Source organism: Micromonospora sp. NPDC005291, assembly GCF_040607415.1.
Classification (GTDB): Bacteria; Actinomycetota; Actinomycetes; order Mycobacteriales; family Micromonosporaceae; genus Micromonospora.
In genome coordinates, this window is the sequence record NZ_JBEXGR010000003.1 from 448,468 (window position 1) to 465,707 (window position 17,240).

Annotated in this window: 13 protein-coding genes; all 13 read right to left on the bottom strand. The window is 68.4% G+C overall.

Going from position 1 to position 17,240, the window contains the following annotated elements:
• Positions 1-25: 25 nt before the first annotated feature.
• Positions 26-2,122: an elongation factor G gene (gene fusA / locus ABZT18_RS06575; RefSeq protein WP_354995020.1), complete on the bottom strand. Its 2,097-nt coding sequence runs from the start codon at positions 2,120-2,122 to the stop codon at positions 26-28.
• Positions 2,123-2,196: 74 nt separating this feature from the next.
• The gene (gene rpsG / locus ABZT18_RS06580; RefSeq protein WP_030489583.1) at positions 2,197-2,667 is read right to left on the bottom strand and encodes a 30S ribosomal protein S7; all 471 of its coding nucleotides are present in this window, start codon (positions 2,665-2,667) and stop codon (positions 2,197-2,199) included.
• 1 nt (position 2,668) lies between these two features.
• The gene (gene rpsL, locus ABZT18_RS06585; protein ID WP_354995019.1) at positions 2,669-3,043 is read right to left on the bottom strand and encodes a 30S ribosomal protein S12; all 375 of its coding nucleotides are present in this window, start codon (positions 3,041-3,043) and stop codon (positions 2,669-2,671) included.
• Between the two features lie 497 nt (positions 3,044-3,540).
• Positions 3,541-3,921, bottom strand: coding sequence for a hypothetical protein (locus ABZT18_RS06590; RefSeq protein WP_354995204.1), 381 nt, complete (start codon positions 3,919-3,921; stop codon positions 3,541-3,543).
• Positions 3,922-4,447: 526 nt separating this feature from the next.
• Positions 4,448-4,816, bottom strand: coding sequence for a hypothetical protein (locus tag ABZT18_RS06595; RefSeq protein WP_355250720.1), 369 nt, complete (start codon positions 4,814-4,816; stop codon positions 4,448-4,450).
• 94 nt (positions 4,817-4,910) lie between these two features.
• Positions 4,911-8,801 carry a DNA-directed RNA polymerase subunit beta' gene (locus ABZT18_RS06600; protein WP_354995017.1) on the bottom strand — a complete coding sequence of 1,297 codons (3,891 nt, stop codon included), beginning with the start codon at positions 8,799-8,801 and terminating at the stop codon, positions 4,911-4,913.
• An 80-nt stretch (positions 8,802-8,881) separates the two neighbouring features.
• Complete coding sequence (locus ABZT18_RS06605) at positions 8,882-12,313, bottom strand: DNA-directed RNA polymerase subunit beta (RefSeq protein WP_354995016.1); 3,432 nt, start codon at positions 12,311-12,313, stop codon at positions 8,882-8,884.
• A gap of 571 nt (positions 12,314-12,884) precedes the next feature.
• The gene (gene rplL, locus ABZT18_RS06610; RefSeq protein WP_354995015.1) at positions 12,885-13,268 is read right to left on the bottom strand and encodes a 50S ribosomal protein L7/L12; all 384 of its coding nucleotides are present in this window, start codon (positions 13,266-13,268) and stop codon (positions 12,885-12,887) included.
• A 55-nt stretch (positions 13,269-13,323) separates the two neighbouring features.
• Positions 13,324-13,869 carry a 50S ribosomal protein L10 gene (rplJ, locus tag ABZT18_RS06615; RefSeq protein ID WP_354995014.1) on the bottom strand — a complete coding sequence of 182 codons (546 nt, stop codon included), beginning with the start codon at positions 13,867-13,869 and terminating at the stop codon, positions 13,324-13,326.
• Positions 13,870-14,220: 351 nt separating this feature from the next.
• Positions 14,221-14,910 (bottom strand): hypothetical protein, encoded by a 690-nt coding sequence (locus tag ABZT18_RS06620; protein WP_355250723.1) that lies wholly within the window; start codon positions 14,908-14,910, stop codon positions 14,221-14,223.
• Positions 14,907-15,716: an ABC transporter ATP-binding protein gene (locus ABZT18_RS06625; RefSeq protein WP_355250726.1), complete on the bottom strand. Its 810-nt coding sequence runs from the start codon at positions 15,714-15,716 to the stop codon at positions 14,907-14,909. The genes ABZT18_RS06620 and ABZT18_RS06625 overlap by 4 nt, the downstream gene beginning before the upstream one ends.
• A gap of 78 nt (positions 15,717-15,794) precedes the next feature.
• Entirely contained in the window at positions 15,795-16,511 is a 717-nt protein-coding gene (gene rplA / locus ABZT18_RS06630) for a 50S ribosomal protein L1 (RefSeq protein WP_354995011.1), read from the bottom strand.
• 78 nt (positions 16,512-16,589) lie between these two features.
• On the bottom strand, positions 16,590-17,021 hold the full coding sequence (gene rplK / locus ABZT18_RS06635; protein ID WP_110563109.1) for a 50S ribosomal protein L11: 432 nt from the start codon (positions 17,019-17,021) through the stop codon (positions 16,590-16,592).
• Between the last annotated feature and the right edge of the window lie 219 nt (positions 17,022-17,240).

Here is a 17,240-nt window from a genome sequence, read left to right on the forward strand (position 1 = left end):
ACCACGAATCACCTGCTCGGGGAAGTTACTCGCCCGTTGCCTTGGCGATGATCTCCTTCGCGACGCTCTGCGGAACCTCGGCGTAGGAGTCGAACTGCATGCTGTAGCTAGCCCGGCCCTGGGTCTTCGACCGCAGGTCGCCGACGTAGCCGAACATCTCCGACAACGGCACCAGAGCCTTCACGATGCGGGCGCCACTGCGCTCCTCCATCGCCTGGATGATGCCGCGGCGGGAGTTGAGGTCACCGATGACGTCACCCATGTTCTCCTCAGGAGTGGTGACTTCAACGGCCATCATCGGCTCAAGCAGTGCGGGATCGGCCTTGCGGGCCGCGTCCTTCATCACCATCGAGCCGGCGATCTTGAATGCCATTTCCGACGAGTCAACCTCGTGGTACTGGCCGTCCAGCAGGGTCAGCTTCACACCGACCAGCGGGAAGCCCGCGAGGATGCCGTACTGCAGTGCGTCCTGCGCGCCGGCGTCCACCGAGGGGATGAACTCCCGGGGGATACGGCCGCCACTGACGGCGTTGGCGAACTCGTAGGTCGGCGAGTCGTTGTCCAGCGGCAGCGGCTCGACGCTCACGATCACGCGGGCGTACTGGCCGGAACCACCGGTCTGCTTCTTGTGGGTGTACTCGACCTTGTCCACCTTGCGGCGGATGGTCTCGCGGTACGCCACCTGCGGCTTGCCGACGTTGGCCTCGACGTTGAACTCGCGGCGCATCCGGTCGACCAGGATGTCCAGGTGCAGCTCGCCCATGCCGGAGATGACCGTCTGACCGGTCTCCTCGTCCAGACGGACGCGGAAGGTCGGGTCCTCCTCGGCCAGCCGCTGGATCGCGGTGCCGAGCTTCTCCTGGTCGGACTTGGTCTTCGGCTCGATCGCCACCGAGATGACCGGCTCCGGGAAGGTCATCGACTCCAGGATCACCGGGTTCGCCGGGTCGGAAAGCGTGTCGCCGGTGGTGGTCTGCTTGAGACCCTGGACGGCGATGATGTCGCCGGCCTGCGCCGACGGACGCTCTTCCCGCTTGTTGGCGTGCATCTGGTAGATCTTGCCGATCCGCTCCTTGCGGTCCTTGGTGGAGTTGACCACCTGGGAGCCGGACTCGAGCAGGCCGGAGTAGACCCGGACGTAGGTGAGCTTGCCGAGGTGCTTGTCCGTCTGGATCTTGAAGGCCAGGCCGGCGAAGGGCTCCGACTTGGACGGCTTCCGGATCAGCGGGGTCTCGCCGTCGGTGGCCGTACCCTCGATCGCCGGAACGTCCAGCGGCGACGGCAGGAAGTCGACCACGGCGTCGAGCATGGGCTGAACGCCCTTGTTCTTGAACGCCGAGCCGCAGAGCACCGGGTTGGCCTTGCCGGCGATGGTGGAACGCCGGATGGCGGCCTTGATCTCCTCGGCGGAGATCTCCTCGCCCTCCAGGTACTTCTCCATCACCGCGTCGTCGACGTCAGCGAGGGTCTCCAGCAGCTTCTCGCGCCACTCGGCCGCGGAGTCGGCCAGGTCGGCCGGGATCTCCTCGATCGCGTAGTCGTCACCCTTCTGGGTCTCCCCACGCCAGGTGAGAGCGCGCATGCCGATCAGGTCGACGACACCGATGTGGTCGCCCTCGAGCCCGATCGGGATCTGGAGCACCAGCGGGGTGGCGTTCAGCCGGTCGATCATCATCTGCACGCAGCGGAAGAAGTCGGCGCCAGTCCGGTCGAGCTTGTTGACGAAGCACATGCGCGGGACGTTGTACTTGTCGGCCTGCCGCCAGACGTTCTCCGTCTGCGGCTCCACGCCGGCAACGCCGTCGTAGACCGCGACCGCACCATCCAGGACCCGCAGCGACCGCTCGACCTCGACCGTGAAATCGACGTGGCCAGGCGTGTCGATGATCTGGATCGTGTGGCCCTTCCACTCACACTTGGTAGCAGCGGAGGTGATGGTGATACCACGCTCCTGCTCCTGCTCCATCCAGTCCATGACGGCAGCGCCCTCGTGGACCTCACCGATCTTGTACGTGATGCCGGTGTAGAAGAGGATTCGCTCGGTGGTCGTGGTCTTACCGGCATCGATGTGCGCCATGATGCCGATGTTGCGTACGTTGGCGAGCGCGTCTGCGGCGGCCACTTCAATCCCTACTTATCGTCGTCTCGACTCAACTGGTGGCGGTTCCGGCGCCCGTGGGCGCCGGAACCAGGGTGTTACCAGCGGTAGTGCGCGAAGGCCTTGTTCGACTCGGCCATCTTGTGCGTGTCCTCGCGCCGCTTGACGGCGGCACCGAGGCCGTTGCTCGCGTCCAGCAGCTCGTTCATCAGCCGCTCGACCATGGTCTTCTCCCGCCGAGCGCGGGAGTAGGTGACCAGCCAGCGCAGGCCCAGGGTGGTCGCCCGGGTCGGGCGGACCTCGACCGGAACCTGGTAGGTGGCGCCACCGACACGACGGCTACGCACCTCGAGGGTCGGCTTGACGTTGTCCATCGCCCGCTTGAGGGTGACGACGGGGTCGGTGCCGGACTTCTCGCGGCAGCCCTCAAGGGCCGCGTACACGATGGTCTCGGCGAGCTGGCGCTTGCCGCGCAGCAGGATCTTGTTTACCAGCTGGGTGACCAGCGGCGAGTTGTACACCGGGTCAGCGACCAGTGGCCGCCGCGGAGCGGGTCCTTTACGCGGCATGTCAGCTCTTCTCCTTCTTGGCGCCGTAACGGCTGCGCGCCTGCTTGCGGTTGCGGACACCCTGGGTGTCCAGCGAACCGCGAACGATCTTGTAACGCACGCCGGGGAGGTCCTTCACCCGGCCGCCGCGAACGAGCACGATCGAGTGCTCCTGCAGGTTGTGACCAACACCCGGGATGTAGGCGGTCACCTCGATCTGGCTGCTGAGCTTCACACGAGCGACCTTGCGCAGCGCTGAGTTCGGCTTCTTGGGGGTGGTGGTGTACACGCGGGTGCACACGCCGCGCCGCTGAGGGGAACCCTTCAGCGCCGGGGTCTTGGTCTTACTCGTCTTTGCCTTGCGGCCCTTTCGGACCAGCTGCTGGATCGTGGGCACCGGGTTTCTCCGCTCCCTTCGGCCGCATCCGCGGCCGCGCCGTCTGCTCGTTAGCCGGCCTGATGACCGGCTCTCCTACATTCCGACCAGGGCCACCTTGCGGAGGCCCCGGCACCCGCGGTCGGGCGTGTCGCCCTCATCACGGTCCCGTTGCGGACGCTTTCGCGTGCTACACGGGTGTCTGTCACCGGTGCGCGGGTCGCCCCGCCCCGGATCCTTGTCTTGTCGTGCCGCCGTCCGGACTCCGGAAACAGCGCACGCACGAGTTGCCCGGGCATGCCCGGGCACAAGGGGGAAGAGTACCTACCACAACCGCCCAGGTCAAAACGGAATGGCCCGGCGACCGTCTCACACCCGCCGGCCGATCTCGCCCTGCCCCGTCGCCCGCGATGGGCACCTACGAGCACAAGTGTACCGGCTTCCCCTCGGGACCAGCCGTCGCCCCCGGGGCGGGTGCCGGGAACCGCGTCAGGCGGCGGATCGGATGGTCACCAGCCTCACGTCAGGGCGAGAAGCAGCGCCAGGCCCAGGCCCACGAGGCTGAGCAGCGCCCCCACCGCGCCACAGCTGATCCCGGCCACCGCCAGCCCTCGGCCGGTGAACCGGACCGCGGAGGGCGCGGTCGGCCTGCGGATCTGCCGCTGGCCGAGCAGGCCGGCGACGACCGCCGCCAGGCCGGCCAGAACGGCGAGCGCGGCGAACGCTCCGGACGCCCAGGCCCCGCCCTCGTCCACGAAGGCCACCCCGAAGCAGATCACCAGCAGTGAGACCAGGACCGACGCGACCCCGGCCACCAGCGCACCGATGGCCAGACCGGAGGTGACCGGCGCCACGTCCAGGTGCACGACGCCGAACGGCGTACCGGGCACCATCTCCACCCGCTTCGGCGGCCGGCGTTGGTCGTCGGTGGGCGGCGGCACCGGATGCCCCGGCGCGGCACCCCAGCCGGGGGCATGGCCCGGCGCCGAAGGGCCCCACCCCGGCGGCATGCCAGCGCCGGACGACGGCGGGCCCCACCCCGGCGGCATACCAGCACCGGACGACGGCGGGCCCCACCCCGGCGGCGGGGTCTGTGCTCCGGAGACCGGGTACGGCTGCACGGAGTCGGGCGGAGTGGTCGTACCCCAGCCGGTGGGGGCCCCGCCGGGGTGCGGTGCGGGAGGTGGCGGCGCGCCCCAACCCGGCGTGGACGCGGGTGGGTGTGGCTCGCCGCTCGGGCCTGGCCGCGCCCAGCCGCTCGGCTCGGACGGCGCGTCCGGATGGCCGGCCGGTTCGTCCGCAGGGGGCCGGGCCGGTTCCGTCACGAGGTCCTCCTGTCGAAAGGCCGCCACCGCCGCACGGCGGACACCGGCCAGGCTACCGCCGAGAGTGCCGCCGCCCACGCCGGGCGCGGCCACGGATGGCTCAGTCCATGTTCGCCGGGTAGTCGTGGCCGAACGGCGCGCCGGCCAGCCGAACCACCCCGATGACCACCGCGGCCACCACACTGACCGCGGCCAGCACCAGGCCGATCCAGGCCATCCGCTCCCCCTGTCGCAGCCAGGCGCTCCCGGTGAGGAAACCTCCCGAGGCGTACGCCTCACGGCGCGCCTGCCGGGCCAGTTGCAGGGCCACCGTCGCCGGCACCACCCCACCGATGAACAGCCCGGTCAGCAGGCCGAGCAGCCCTAGCGCGAAAACCGCCCGCACCTTCGTGGCGCGGGCCGGATCCGGGTCCAGCGGGTGGCGCAGGCCCTGCTGCGCGACTGCCACCTGCCCGGGTGCGGTCGTCATCCCCCCATCATGCCGAACTCGGGCCGGGGGTGGGCCGGTCCGGACACGACGAGGCCCCCGGCGGATGCCGGGGGCCTCGTCGTGTGATTGGTGCTTAGCGGTACGACCCGAAGTCGAAGTCGTCCAGCGGCACAGCCTGCCCGCTGGCCGGCCCGAACCCGTAGTCGGTCTCCGGGTAGCCGGTCATCGAGTAGACCTTGGCCTTGGCCTCCTCGGTCGGCTCCACCCGGACGTTGCGGTACTTGCTGATGCCCGTACCGGCCGGGATGAGCTTGCCGATGATCACGTTCTCCTTGAGGCCGACCAGCGAGTCGCTGCGCGAGTTGATCGCAGCGTCGGTCAGCACCCGGGTGGTCTCCTGGAAGGAGGCCGCCGAGAGCCAGGAGTCGGTGGCCAACGAGGCCTTGGTGATACCCATCAGCACCGGACGACCAGCGGCGGGCTCGCCGCCCTCCGAGACGAGCCGGCGGTTCTCCGACTCGAACAGCGCCCGGTCGACCAGCACGCCCGGCAGGAACTCGGTCGAGCCGGAGTCGATGACCGTCACCCGCTTGAGCATCTGGCGGATGATGATCTCGATGTGCTTGTCGTGGATGAGCACACCCTGCGAGCGGTAGACCTCCTGGACCTCACTGGTCAGGTGGACCTGGACCGCCCGCGGACCCATGATCCGCAGAAGCTCGTGCGGGTCGATGGTGCCCTCGGTCAGCTTCTCGCCGACCGCGACGTGGCCCCCGTCGTGGGTCCGGAGCTTGACCCGCTTCGAGATCTTGTCGTACACGATCTCTTCGCTGCCGTCGTCCGGCACCACGATGATCTTGCGGGACCGCTCGCCGTCCTCGATCCGGATCCGGCCGGGGGTGTCGGCGATGGGCGCCTTACCCTTCGGGACCCGAGCCTCGAAGATTTCCTGGACACGCGGCAGACCCTGGGTGATGTCCTCACCCGCGACACCACCGGTGTGGAAGGTACGCATCGTCAGCTGCGTACCGGGCTCACCGATGGACTGGGCGGCGATGATGCCGACCGCCTCGCCGATGTCGACCGACTTGCCGGTCGGCAGCGACCGGCCGTAGCAGGCCGCGCAGACACCCAGCTTGGACTCGCAGGTGAGCACGCTGCGCACCCGGACCGTCTCCACGCCGGCGGCGACGATCTTGTCGACCCCGATGGAGTTGAGGTCCTGACCGCGCTCGGCCACCACGGTGCCGTCCGGCCCCTTGATGTCGTCGGCCAGGGTCCGGGCGTGCACGCTGGTCTCGGCGTGGGTGTGGACGACGAGCTTGCCGTCCAGCTTCTCGCCGATCTGCATCGGGATCGCCCGGTCGGTGCCGCAGTCCTCTTCACGGATGATGACGTCCTGCGAGACGTCCACCAGACGACGGGTCAGGTAACCCGAGTCGGCGGTCCGCAGCGCGGTGTCGGCAAGACCCTTACGGGCACCGTGCGTGGAGATGAAGTACTCCAGCACGGACAGACCCTCCCGGTAGCTGGCCTTGATCGGCCGCGGGATGATCTCGCCCTTCGGGTTTGCCACCAGACCACGGATCGCCGCGATCTGCCGGAGCTGGAGCAGGTTACCGCGGGCACCCGAGTGGATCATCTTCCACAGTGGGTTCTCCTGCGGCAGCGCGGTGTCCATCTCCTTGGCGACCTCGTTGGTCGCCTTGGTCCAGATCTCGATGAGTTCGCCGCGACGCTCCTCGGCGGTCATCAGACCACGCTGGTACTGCTTGTCGATCCGGTCGGCTTCCTTCTCGTACTTCGCCAGGATCTCCGCCTTGCGCGGCGGAGCGATGACGTCCTCCATGCCGATCGTCACGCCGGACCAGGTGGCCCAGTGGAAACCGGCCTCCTTGAGCCCGTCCAGGGTGGCGGCCAGCGCCACCTTGGGGAAGCGCTCGGCGAGGTCGTTGACGATCGCGGAGAGCTGACCCTTGCGGATCTCGTAGTTCACGAAGCGGTAGCCCTGCGGCAGCGTCTCGTTGAACAGCACCCGACCCAGGGTCGTTTCCACGGTCAGCGGGTCACCCTCGACCCAGCCTTCCGGGGCGGTCCACTGCTCGGCACCGGCGCCGTTGTCGACCTCGGTCACGCCGCGCAGGCGGATCTTCACCAGCGCCTGCAGGTGCAGCTCGCCGTTGTCGAAGGCCATCCGGGCCTCGGCGTCCGAGCTGAACGCCCGGCCCTCGCCCTTCTTCTCACCGGCGATGCGGTGGGTGAGGTGGTAGAGACCGATGACCATGTCCTGGGTGGGCATGGTGACCGGCTTGCCGTCGGCCGGCTTGAGGATGTTGTTCGACGACAGCATCAGGATGCGTGCCTCGGCCTGGGCCTCGGCGGACAGCGGCACGTGCACCGCCATCTGGTCACCGTCGAAGTCGGCGTTGAACGCCGTGCAGACCAGCGGGTGGATCTGGATCGCCTTGCCCTCGACCAGCTGCGGCTCGAAGGCCTGGATGCCCAGACGGTGCAGGGTCGGCGCCCGGTTGAGCAGCACCGGGTGCTCGCCGATGACCTCTTCCAGCACGTCCCACACGACCGGGCGCTGACGCTCGACCATCCGCTTGGCGGACTTGATGTTCTGCGCGTGGTTGAGGTCGACCAGCCGCTTCATGACGAACGGCTTGAACAGCTCCAGCGCCATCTGCTTGGGCAGACCACACTGGTGCAGCTTGAGCTTCGGGCCGACCACGATGACCGAACGGCCGGAGTAGTCGACGCGCTTGCCCAGCAGGTTCTGGCGGAACCGGCCCTGCTTGCCCTTGAGCATGTCGGACAGCGACTTGAGCGGGCGGTTACCCGGACCGGTGACCGGCCGGCCGCGACGGCCGTTGTCGAACAGTGCGTCGACGGCCTCCTGGAGCATCCGCTTCTCGTTGTTGACGATGATCTCGGGAGCGCCGAGGTCGATCAGCCGCTTGAGGCGGTTGTTCCGGTTGATCACGCGGCGGTACAGGTCGTTCAGGTCCGAGGTCGCGAACCGGCCACCGTCGAGCTGCACCATCGGGCGCAGGTCCGGCGGGATGACCGGGACGCAGTCCAACACCATGCCGAGCGGCGAGTTGCGGGTGTTCAGGAACGCCGCCACGACCTTGAGCCGCTTGAGCGCCCGGATCTTCCGCTGGCCCTTGCCGGACCGGATGGTCTCCCGCAGGCTCTCGGCCTCGGCGTCGAGGTCCATGTTCTGGACCAGCGCCTTGATCGCCTCGGCGCCCATGGAACCGGTGAAGTACTCACCGAACCGGTCGCGCAGCTCGCGGTAGAGCAGCTCGTCGGTGACCAGCTGCTTCGGCTCCAGCTTGCGGAAGGTGTCCAGCACCTCGTCCAGGCGGTCGATCTCGCGCTGGGCCCGGTCGCGGATCTGGCGCATTTCGCGCTCTCCGCCCTCCTTGACCTTGCGCCGGACGTCCGCCTTGGCACCCTCGGCCTCCAGCTCGGCCAGGTCGGCCTCGAGCTTGGCGGCGCGCTTCTCGATCTCCGAGTCGCGGCTGTTCTCGGACTGCCGCTTCTCGGCGAGGATCTCGTTCTCGATCGTCGAGAGGTCACGGTGACGCGACTCCGCGTCCACGCTCGTCACGACGTACGAGGCGAAGTAGATGATCTTTTCGAGGTCCTTGGGGGCGAGGTCCAGCAGGTAGCCCAGCCGGCTCGGAACGCCCTTGAAGTACCAGATGTGGGTCACCGGAGCGGCGAGCTCGATGTGCCCCATCCGCTCACGACGGACCTTGGAGCGAGTCACCTCGACGCCACAGCGCTCACAGATGATGCCCTTGAACCGGACGCGCTTGTACTTACCGCAGTAGCACTCCCAGTCCCGCTGCGGACCGAAGATCTTCTCGCAGAAGAGCCCGTCCTTCTCCGGCTTCAGGGTGCGGTAGTTGATCGTCTCAGGCTTCTTGACCTCGCCGTGCGACCACTGACGGATGTCGTCGGCGGTGGCGAGACCAATGCGCAGCTCGTCGAAGAAGTTGACGTCGAGCACTATGTCCCCTATGTCGTCGTCTGTACTGCTAATTCTCGGGCGAGGTCGGGGGCCGGTAGACCGGCCCCCGACCGCTCACCTCAGACCTCTTCGACCGAGCTCGGCTCGCGCCGGGACAGGTCGATGCCCAGCTCCTCGGCGGCCCGGAACACCTCGTCGTCGGTCTCGCGCATCTCCAGGGCCACACCGTCGCTGGAGAGCACCTCAACGTTGAGGCACAGCGACTGCAGCTCCTTGAGCAGCACCTTGAACGACTCCGGGATGCCCGGCTCCGGGATGTTCTCGCCCTTGACGATGGCCTCGTAGACCTTCACCCGGCCGAGCACGTCGTCGGACTTGATCGTGAGCAGCTCCTGCAGGGCGTACGCGGCGCCGTACGCCTGCATCGCCCAGCACTCCATCTCACCGAAACGCTGACCACCGAACTGCGCCTTACCACCCAGCGGCTGCTGCGTGATCATCGAGTACGGGCCGGTCGACCGTGCGTGGATCTTGTCGTCGACCAGGTGGTTGAGCTTCAGGATGTAGATGTAGCCGACCGCGATCGGGTCCGGCAGCGGCTCGCCGGAGCGACCGTCGAACAGCTGCGCCTTGCCGCTGGAGCCGATCAGCTGGTTGCCGTCCCGGTTGGGCAGGGTCGACGAGAGCAGACCGGCGATCTCCTCCTCGCGGGCGCCGTCGAAGACCGGGGTGGCCACGTTCGTGTCCCCCTCGGACTCGTGCGCGTCGATCGAACGCAGCTGCTTCTTCCAGGACGCGTCGTCGCCTTCGACCTTCCAGCCGGTCTTGGCGACCCAGCCGAGGTGGGTTTCGAGCACCTGGCCGATGTTCATCCGGCTCGGCACACCCAGCGGGTTGAGCACGATGTCGACGGGGGTGCCGTCCTCCAGGAACGGCATGTCCTCGATCGGAAGGATCTTGGAAATGACGCCCTTGTTACCGTGCCGGCCGGCGAGCTTGTCGCCGTCCTGGATCTTCCGCTTCTGGGCCACGTACACCCGGACCAGCTCGTTGACGCCCGGGGGCAGCTCGTCGCCGTCCTCGCGAGAGAAGGTACGCACACCGATGACCGTGCCGGTCTCGCCGTGCGGCACCTTCAGCGAGGTGTCCCGGACCTCACGCGCCTTCTCACCGAAGATCGCGCGAAGCAGCCGCTCCTCCGGGGTCAGCTCGGTCTCGCCCTTGGGCGTGACCTTGCCGACCAGGATGTCACCGGGGACGACCTCGGCACCGATCCGGATGATCCCGCGCTCGTCGAGGTCGGCGAGCATTTCCTCGCTGACGTTCGGGATGTCGCGGGTGATCTCCTCCGGGCCGAGCTTGGTGTCCCGAGCGTCGACCTCGTGCTCCTCGATGTGGATCGAGGTGAGCACGTCCTGCTGCACGAGGCGCTGCGACAGGATGATCGCGTCCTCGTAGTTGTGGCCTTCCCAGCACATGAACGCCACGAGCAGGTTGCGCCCGAGCGCCATTTCGCCCTCGTCGGTGCAGGGACCGTCGGCGATGACCTGACCGGCCTCGACGCGGTCGCCCTCGAAGACGACCGGCTTCTGGTTGACGCAGGAGCCGGCGTTGGAGCGGCGGAACTTGTGCAGCAGGTACGTCCGGCGGTGGCCGTCGTCCTGGTGGATGGTGACGTAGTCGGCGCAGAGATCCTCGATCACACCGCCGACCTCGGCGACCACCACGTCGCCAGCGTCGACCGCGGCCCGGTACTCCATGCCCGTACCAACCAGCGGCGCCTCGGCCTTGACCAGCGGCACTGCCTGGCGCTGCATGTTCGCGCCCATCAGTGCCCGGTTGGCGTCGTCGTGCTCGAGGAACGGGATCATGGCAGTCGCGACCGAGGTCATCTGCCGCGGCGACACGTCCATGTAGTCGACGGCGGCCGGGATCACGTCCTCGGTCTCGCCGCCCTTACGACGACACAGGACCCGGTCCTCGGCGAACGTGCCGTCAGCCTTCAACGGCGCGTTGGCCTGGGCCTTGACGAACCGGTCCTCCTCGTCCGCGGTCAGGTAGTCGATCTGGTCGGTGACCCGACCCTCGATGACCTTCCGGTACGGCGTCTCGATGAAGCCGAACGGGTTGACCCGGGCGAAGGTGGACAGCGCGCCGATCAGGCCGATGTTCGGGCCTTCCGGCGTCTCGATCGGGCACATCCGGCCGTAGTGGGACGGGTGCACGTCGCGGACCTCGAAGCCGGCCCGCTCCCGGGACAGACCACCCGGGCCGAGCGCGCTCAGCCGGCGCCGGTGGGTCAGACCCGCCAGCGGGTTGGTCTGGTCCATGAACTGGGACAGCTGCGACGTCCCGAAGAACTCCTTGATCGCCGCCACCACCGGGCGGATGTTGATCAGGGTCTGCGGGGTGATCGCCTCGACGTCCTGCGTGGTCATCCGCTCGCGGACGACCCGCTCCATCCGGGACAGGCCGACCCGAACCTGGTTCTGGATCAGCTCACCCACGGTGCGCAGGCGTCGGTTGCCGAAGTGGTCGATGTCGTCGGCCTCGTAGCCGTCCTCACCGGCGTGCAGCCGGCACAGGTACTCCACGGTGGCGACGATGTCGTCCTCGGTCAGCGTGCCGGTGGTGATCGGCACGGCGACTTCGAGCTTCTTGTTGAACTTGTAGCGCCCGACCTTGGCGACGTCGTACCTCTTCGGGTTGAAGAAGAGGTTGTCGAGCAGGGTCTGGGCGTTCTCGCGGGTCGGCGGCTCGCCAGGGCGGAGCTTGCGGTAGATATCGAGCAGGGCCTCGTCGGCGCCGGCGATGTGGTCCTTCTCGAGCGTGGTCATCATGAGCTCGGACCAACCGAACCGCTCACGGATCCGCTCAGCCGACCATCCGACGGCCTTGAGCAGGACGGTGACGGCCTGCCGACGCTTGCGGTCGATGCGAACGCCGACCGTGTCGCGCTTGTCGATGTCGAACTCCAGCCAGGCACCCCGACTCGGGATGACCTTGACGCTGGAGAGGTCGCGGTCGGAGGTCTTGTCCGGCTCTTTGGAGAAGTACACGCCCGGAGACCGGACGAGCTGACTGACCACGACGCGCTCGGTGCCGTTGATGACGAAGGTGCCCTTGGGCGTCATCATCGGGAAGTCACCCATGAACACCGTCTGGCTCTTGATCTCGCCAGTGGTGTTGTTGGTGAACTCCGCGGTCACGAAGAGCGGAGCGCAGTAGGTCAGGTCCTTCTCCTTGCACTCCTCGATCGAGGCCTTGACCTCGTCGAAGCGCGGCGCCGAGAAGGAGAGCGACATGGTGCCGGAGAAGTCCTCAATGGGACTGATCTCTTCAAGGATCTCCGCGAGACCCGAGCGTGCGTGCGGGTCGTCCGCCGACCGGCCCTGCCAACCCTCGTTGCCGACGAGCCAGTCGAAGGACTCGTTCTGAATGGCGAGGAGGTTGGGGACCTCGAGGTGTTCGGTGATCCTGCCGAATGAAACTCGGCGGGGAGCGAATGCGCTCGACGTACGACTGGTCTTCGCAGGGCGGGAAGCTGCCAAGATGCGTCCTTCCGAGGACCGGTGCTGCAGAACGGCTGGTACGCGTGCACTCCAATGACCCCACCAGAAATATCCGTAAACGGACATTTCCGAGCAGGGGTCAAGTCGGAAGGCAGCGCAAACTAGCAGTGTAGCCGACAGGCTAACCGCTGTCCAGCCCACCCCGCGGGTCGTTTGCGGAACGAGCCTCGGCCCCCGTGAACCGGGGTCTGCCGGGCCGCTCAGAACGCAACGTCCCCACTGGGCCGCTCGGGTTACAGCGGCCGATGGTGCCGCCGCTGTCATACCCACGTAGTGGCTGTCGCAAGCGCGGTGTCTTGCTGGTGTCAGCGTGCCTGCCAGCCCGGGGCCGCGTCAAGGGCCGGTATCCGGGTTGCCCCTTCTTTCCCACTGGAGGGCGACCCGGCACGCTCGTTCAGGTCAACGGCGCCGGCCGTTGGAGCCCAGCTCAGGTGGGGTCGACGCCAGATCCACCAACACGGCGGGCGGCGATCCGTGTCGGATCACCGCCCGCCGCGACGCGATCGTTGTCCCGGCGCATGAGCCGGGTACGCGCTGGTGGAACATCAGGTCACTTGAGGGTGACCTTGGCGCCTTCGCCCTCGAGCTTGGTCTTCGCCTTCTCGGCGGTCTCCTTGTTGACCTTCTCCAGGATGGCCTTCGGCGCGGACTCAACCGCGTCCTTGGCCTCCTTGAGGCCCAGGCCGGTCAGCTCACGCACGACCTTGATGACCTGGATCTTCTTGCCACCGTCAGCCTCGAGGATGACGTCGAACTCGTCCTGCTCCTCCTCGACCGGGGCAGCAGCGGCGCCGCCGCCACCCTGGGCAACCGCGACCGGAGCCGCGGCGGTGACCTCGAAGGTCGTCTCGAACTGCTTCACGAACTCAGAGAGCTCGATCAGCGTCATCTCCTTGAACGCGTCGAGCAGCTCGTCGGTGCTGAGCTTCGCCATATCTGGCGTCCTTTCCTGATTCTGTTAAGTAAAGAACTGGAGCGCCGTGGGGGCCTCAGGCCGCCTCGGCGCCCTCCTTCTCACGCTTGTCCTGCAGGGCAGCCGCCAGGCGGGCGGTCTTCGACAGCGGGGCCTGGAACAGGGCCGCGGCCTTGCTCAGGTTGCCCTTCATCGCGCCGGCCAGCTTGGCCAGCAGCACCTCGCGGGACTCAAGGTCGGCCAGCTTCGAGACCTCGGCCGCGGAAATGGCCTTGCCCTCGAAGACACCGCCCTTGATGACGAGCTTCGGGTTGGCCTTCGCGAAATCGCGAAGCCCCTTCGCCGCCTCGACGACGTCGCCCGAAACGAAAGTCAGCGCGGTAGGACCGGTGAACAGCTCGTCGAGGCCGGTGATGCCCGCGTCCGTCGCAGCACGCTTCGCCAGCGTGTTCTTCGCGACCGTGTAGCTGGTCTCGGCGCCGAGCGAGCGCCGAAGCTGGGTGAGCTGGGAAACCGTCAGACCGCGGTACTCGGTCAGCACGGTGGCGCCCGAGCTGCGGAAGCTCTCGGTCAGCTCAGCGACGGCCGTGGCCTTGTCGGCCCGGATCGGCTTGTCCGCCATGTCCCTCCTCTCTCGTTACTCGAGGCTGGTCCCCGTCACGGCCGAAGCCGGAACGGGGGCGGAGGCAGCACGACAACGAAAAGCCCCGGCGCAGGGCGCACGGGGCGAGGGCCGGAAGATCGTCACGGTCGGCGGACCATGCTCACTGCCGAGTTACGCTTGCCGCCCTACGCGGGTCGCCCGATGTCGCGGGACCTTCGACCGTGCCGAAGCACGGTGACCAGCGGTCTCTGGGTGGTTCCTCATCCATGAGAACACGGATGACGTTTGAAGAGTACGCGACGCCCGTGAGCTGCGCCAAATCGGGCCGGTGTGGGCCGGGCCACCCTGCGCGAAGAGCCCTCCGAGCCGTCAGCCGTGGGCCCGCCGCCGCCACAGGTAGCCGCCGAGCGCGGCAGCGCTCCAGGCCAACGCCCACGCGCTGAGCCCGAGCAGCGTGAGCGCGGCGGCATCGCCTGCGGTGGTCCGGGCCACAGCCATGATCGGCGGTGCCAGCCAGGGGGCCACCGAGCCGGCCAGGCCGAGCACGATCGCGCCGACCCCACCGAGAGCCAGCACCGCGACGCCGTACCCGGCGCCGCCCACCGATGCCCGGCTGGCCAGTGCGCCGAGGGCAACCGCGGCGGGCACGGCGAGCAGATGCGCCCACACCCCCAGGGCCAGCCCGACCGGGACCGACCGGTCCCCCGGATCGACCGGGCCGGAGACCCCGCCGACCAGCCAGGGGAAGAGCAGCGCAACGGCCACCGTCACCAGCGCCGCCACGCCGGCGGCGAGAAGCCCAGCCAACCGTTCCCGGGCCACCCCGACCGTCACCTGCGCCAGCCGCCGCTGCACGTCCGGCTCCACGTCCAGAAGAATCTTCGTCTGCCAGGCGACGACCGGGAAGAGCACCACCGCCGAGACGCCGTACGCCTCCGCCGGCTGGGCTCGGCCACCGCCGTAGAGGATGCCGAGCGTGACCAGGCCGGCGAGCAGCGGTGCCATCGCTCGCCCGGTCCGCAGGAAACCGGCCAGCCGCATCCGCACCAGCGCGCTCACCGGGCCTCCCCCGCCGCCTGTTCGACCACCACGGCGTCGTACCCGGCCTCTGGATCACCCGGCGGGGTCGGCGGCGCGTCGGATCGTACCCGCAGCACCTGGTGCCCCTCGGCGCGTAACCGGGCGACGGTGCCGGCGACCCGTGCGGCCGGAACCGCAACCTCGACCACGGCGAACGCCTCGTCCGCCGAGGGCGTCTCCTCGGTCACCATGCCATCGGCCACCAACCAGCGGCGCGCGCCCGGCAACCGGACCGTCTCGCCGCGGTGGTCACTCACCAGGACCGCACCGCCGTCGGTCAGCACCTCGTCGATCAATTCGGGAACCAGCTCGCGGGTGGCGGCGTCCAGGCCCTCCCACGGCTCGTCGAGCACCAGCAGGCCCGGTGGACGCAGCATCGCCTGGGCGATGCCCACCTTCTGCGCGGTGCCCTTGGACAGCTCCGGCAACCGGACCGAGCGGAAGGCGGACAGCCCGAGCCGGTCGATCCAGGAGCTCACCGCCTCGTCAGCCGCCGCGCTGCCCAGCCCCGACACCCGGGCCATCCCGGTCAGATAGCGGGCCACGGTGAACGGCTGGTCGGCCGGAAAACGCTCCGGCACCCAGCCCACCCGCGCCGGCCGGTCGGTCACCCGACCTCGACCCGGCCGGAGAACCCCCGCGGCCACCTGGAGCAGGGTCGACTTGCCCACCCCGTTGCGGCCCAGAACGACGGCCGTCTCGCCCGGACCGATCCGCACGTCCACACCCCGCAGCACCCACGGCCCCCGCCGGTGGTACCGCAACCAGATGTCTTCCAGCCGCATGCGGTCGAGCGTGCCACATCTCAGACGCGCCGGGGCGCCGCCACGGTGGTGGCGGCGCCCCGGTGGAGCGGAGTCGGCTCAGGCCTCGGCCGAGCCCTCCTGCAGGTTCTTCACCACGTTCGGGTCGACCGGGACACCCGGACCCATCGTCGTGGTCAGGATGACCTTCTTGAGGTACTTGCCCTTGGCCGAGGAGGGCTTGGCACGCAGCACCTCGTCGAGCACCGCCGCGTAGTTGTCCACCAGCTGGCTCTCCGAGAAGGACGCCTTGCCGATGATCAGGTGCAGGTTGGAGTGCTTGTCCACCCGGAAGGTGATCTTGCCGCCCTTGATGTCCTGCACCGCCTTGGTGACGTCCATGGTCACCGTGCCGGTCTTCGGGTTCGGCATGAGACCGCGCGGGCCCAGGATCCGCGCGATCCGGCCGATCTTGGCCATCTGGTCCGGCGTGGCGATCGCCGCGTCGAAGTCGAGCCAACCACCCTGGATCCGGGCGACCAGCTCGTCGGTGCCCACCTCGTCCGCACCCGCCGCGACAGCCTCCTCGGCCTTCGCGCCGCTGGCGAACACGATCACGCGGGCGGTCTTACCGGTGCCGTGCGGCAGGTTGACCACACCGCGGACCATCTGGTCCGCCTTGCGGGGGTCGACGCCGAGGCGCATGGCGACCTCGACCGTGGCGTCGAACTTGACGTTGGTGGTCTCCTTGGCCAGCTTCACGGCCTCGGAGGGGGTGTAGAGCTTGGACCGGTCGACGACGTCGGCGGCCTTGCGGTAGCTCTTGCTGCGCTGCATTGCTGATTACTCCTGTGGTCTCTGGCGGGCCCGCTCGGCGCGTGCCCTCCCACGGTTGGGCGAAGGTCTGGGCCGACGTCAGTCGTTGACGGTGATGCCCATCGACCGGGCGGTGCCGGCAATGATCTTCTCGGCCTGGGCCAGGTCGTTGGCGTTGAGGTCGGCCATCTTCTTCTCGGCGATCTCACGCAGCTGGGCGCGGCTGACCGAGCCGACCTTCTCGGCCTGCGGAACGCCCGAGCCCTTCTGCACACCGGCGGCCTTGATCAGCAGCCGGGCAGCGGGCGGGGTCTTCAGCACGAACGTGAAGGACCGGTCCTCGTACACGCTGATCTCGGCGGGGACGATGTCGCCCCGCTGGGACTCGGTCTGCGAGTTGTAGGACTTGCAGAACTCCATGATGTTCACGCCGTGCTGGCCGAGCGCGGGGCCGACCGGCGGCGCCGGCGTGGCCTGGCCCGCCGGCAGCTGAAGCGTGAACGTCTTGACGAGCTTCTTCTTCGGAGGCATGTCACTTCCTGGGGCTTGGAGCTGGGAAAATGCGGCTGTCGCCGCCCTCGGAGCGCGCACGGTCAGCGCGGTGCGACAGCGGCGACATTCAAGAGTAGCGCAGGCCGCAGCCCACTCGTCCGCCGAGGTCGAGCGGGAGGGCGTACGCCGACGTCGGGGGGGGGGCGGGGCCCCCCCCCCCCGCCCCAGACAAAACGAATATTATCCCGTGTAGAAAAA

Bases quoted from the DNA above. Each gene is read 5' to 3' on its own strand.
- ABZT18_RS06595 (WP_355250720.1), bottom strand. From the start codon at position 4,816: ATGACGACCGCACCCGGGCAGGTGGCAGTCGCGCAGCAGGGCCTGCGC.
- rplL (WP_354995015.1), bottom strand. From the start codon at position 13,268: ATGGCGAAGCTCAGCACCGACGAGCTGCTCGACGCGTTCAAGGAGATG.
- rpsG (WP_030489583.1), bottom strand. From the start codon at position 2,667: ATGCCGCGTAAAGGACCCGCTCCGCGGCGGCCACTGGTCGCTGACCCG.
- rplK (WP_110563109.1), bottom strand. From the start codon at position 17,021: ATGCCTCCGAAGAAGAAGCTCGTCAAGACGTTCACGCTTCAGCTGCCG.
- rplA (WP_354995011.1), bottom strand. From the start codon at position 16,511: ATGCAGCGCAGCAAGAGCTACCGCAAGGCCGCCGACGTCGTCGACCGG.
- rplJ (WP_354995014.1), bottom strand. From the start codon at position 13,869: ATGGCGGACAAGCCGATCCGGGCCGACAAGGCCACGGCCGTCGCTGAG.
- ABZT18_RS06625 (WP_355250726.1), bottom strand. From the start codon at position 15,716: ATGCGGCTGGAAGACATCTGGTTGCGGTACCACCGGCGGGGGCCGTGG.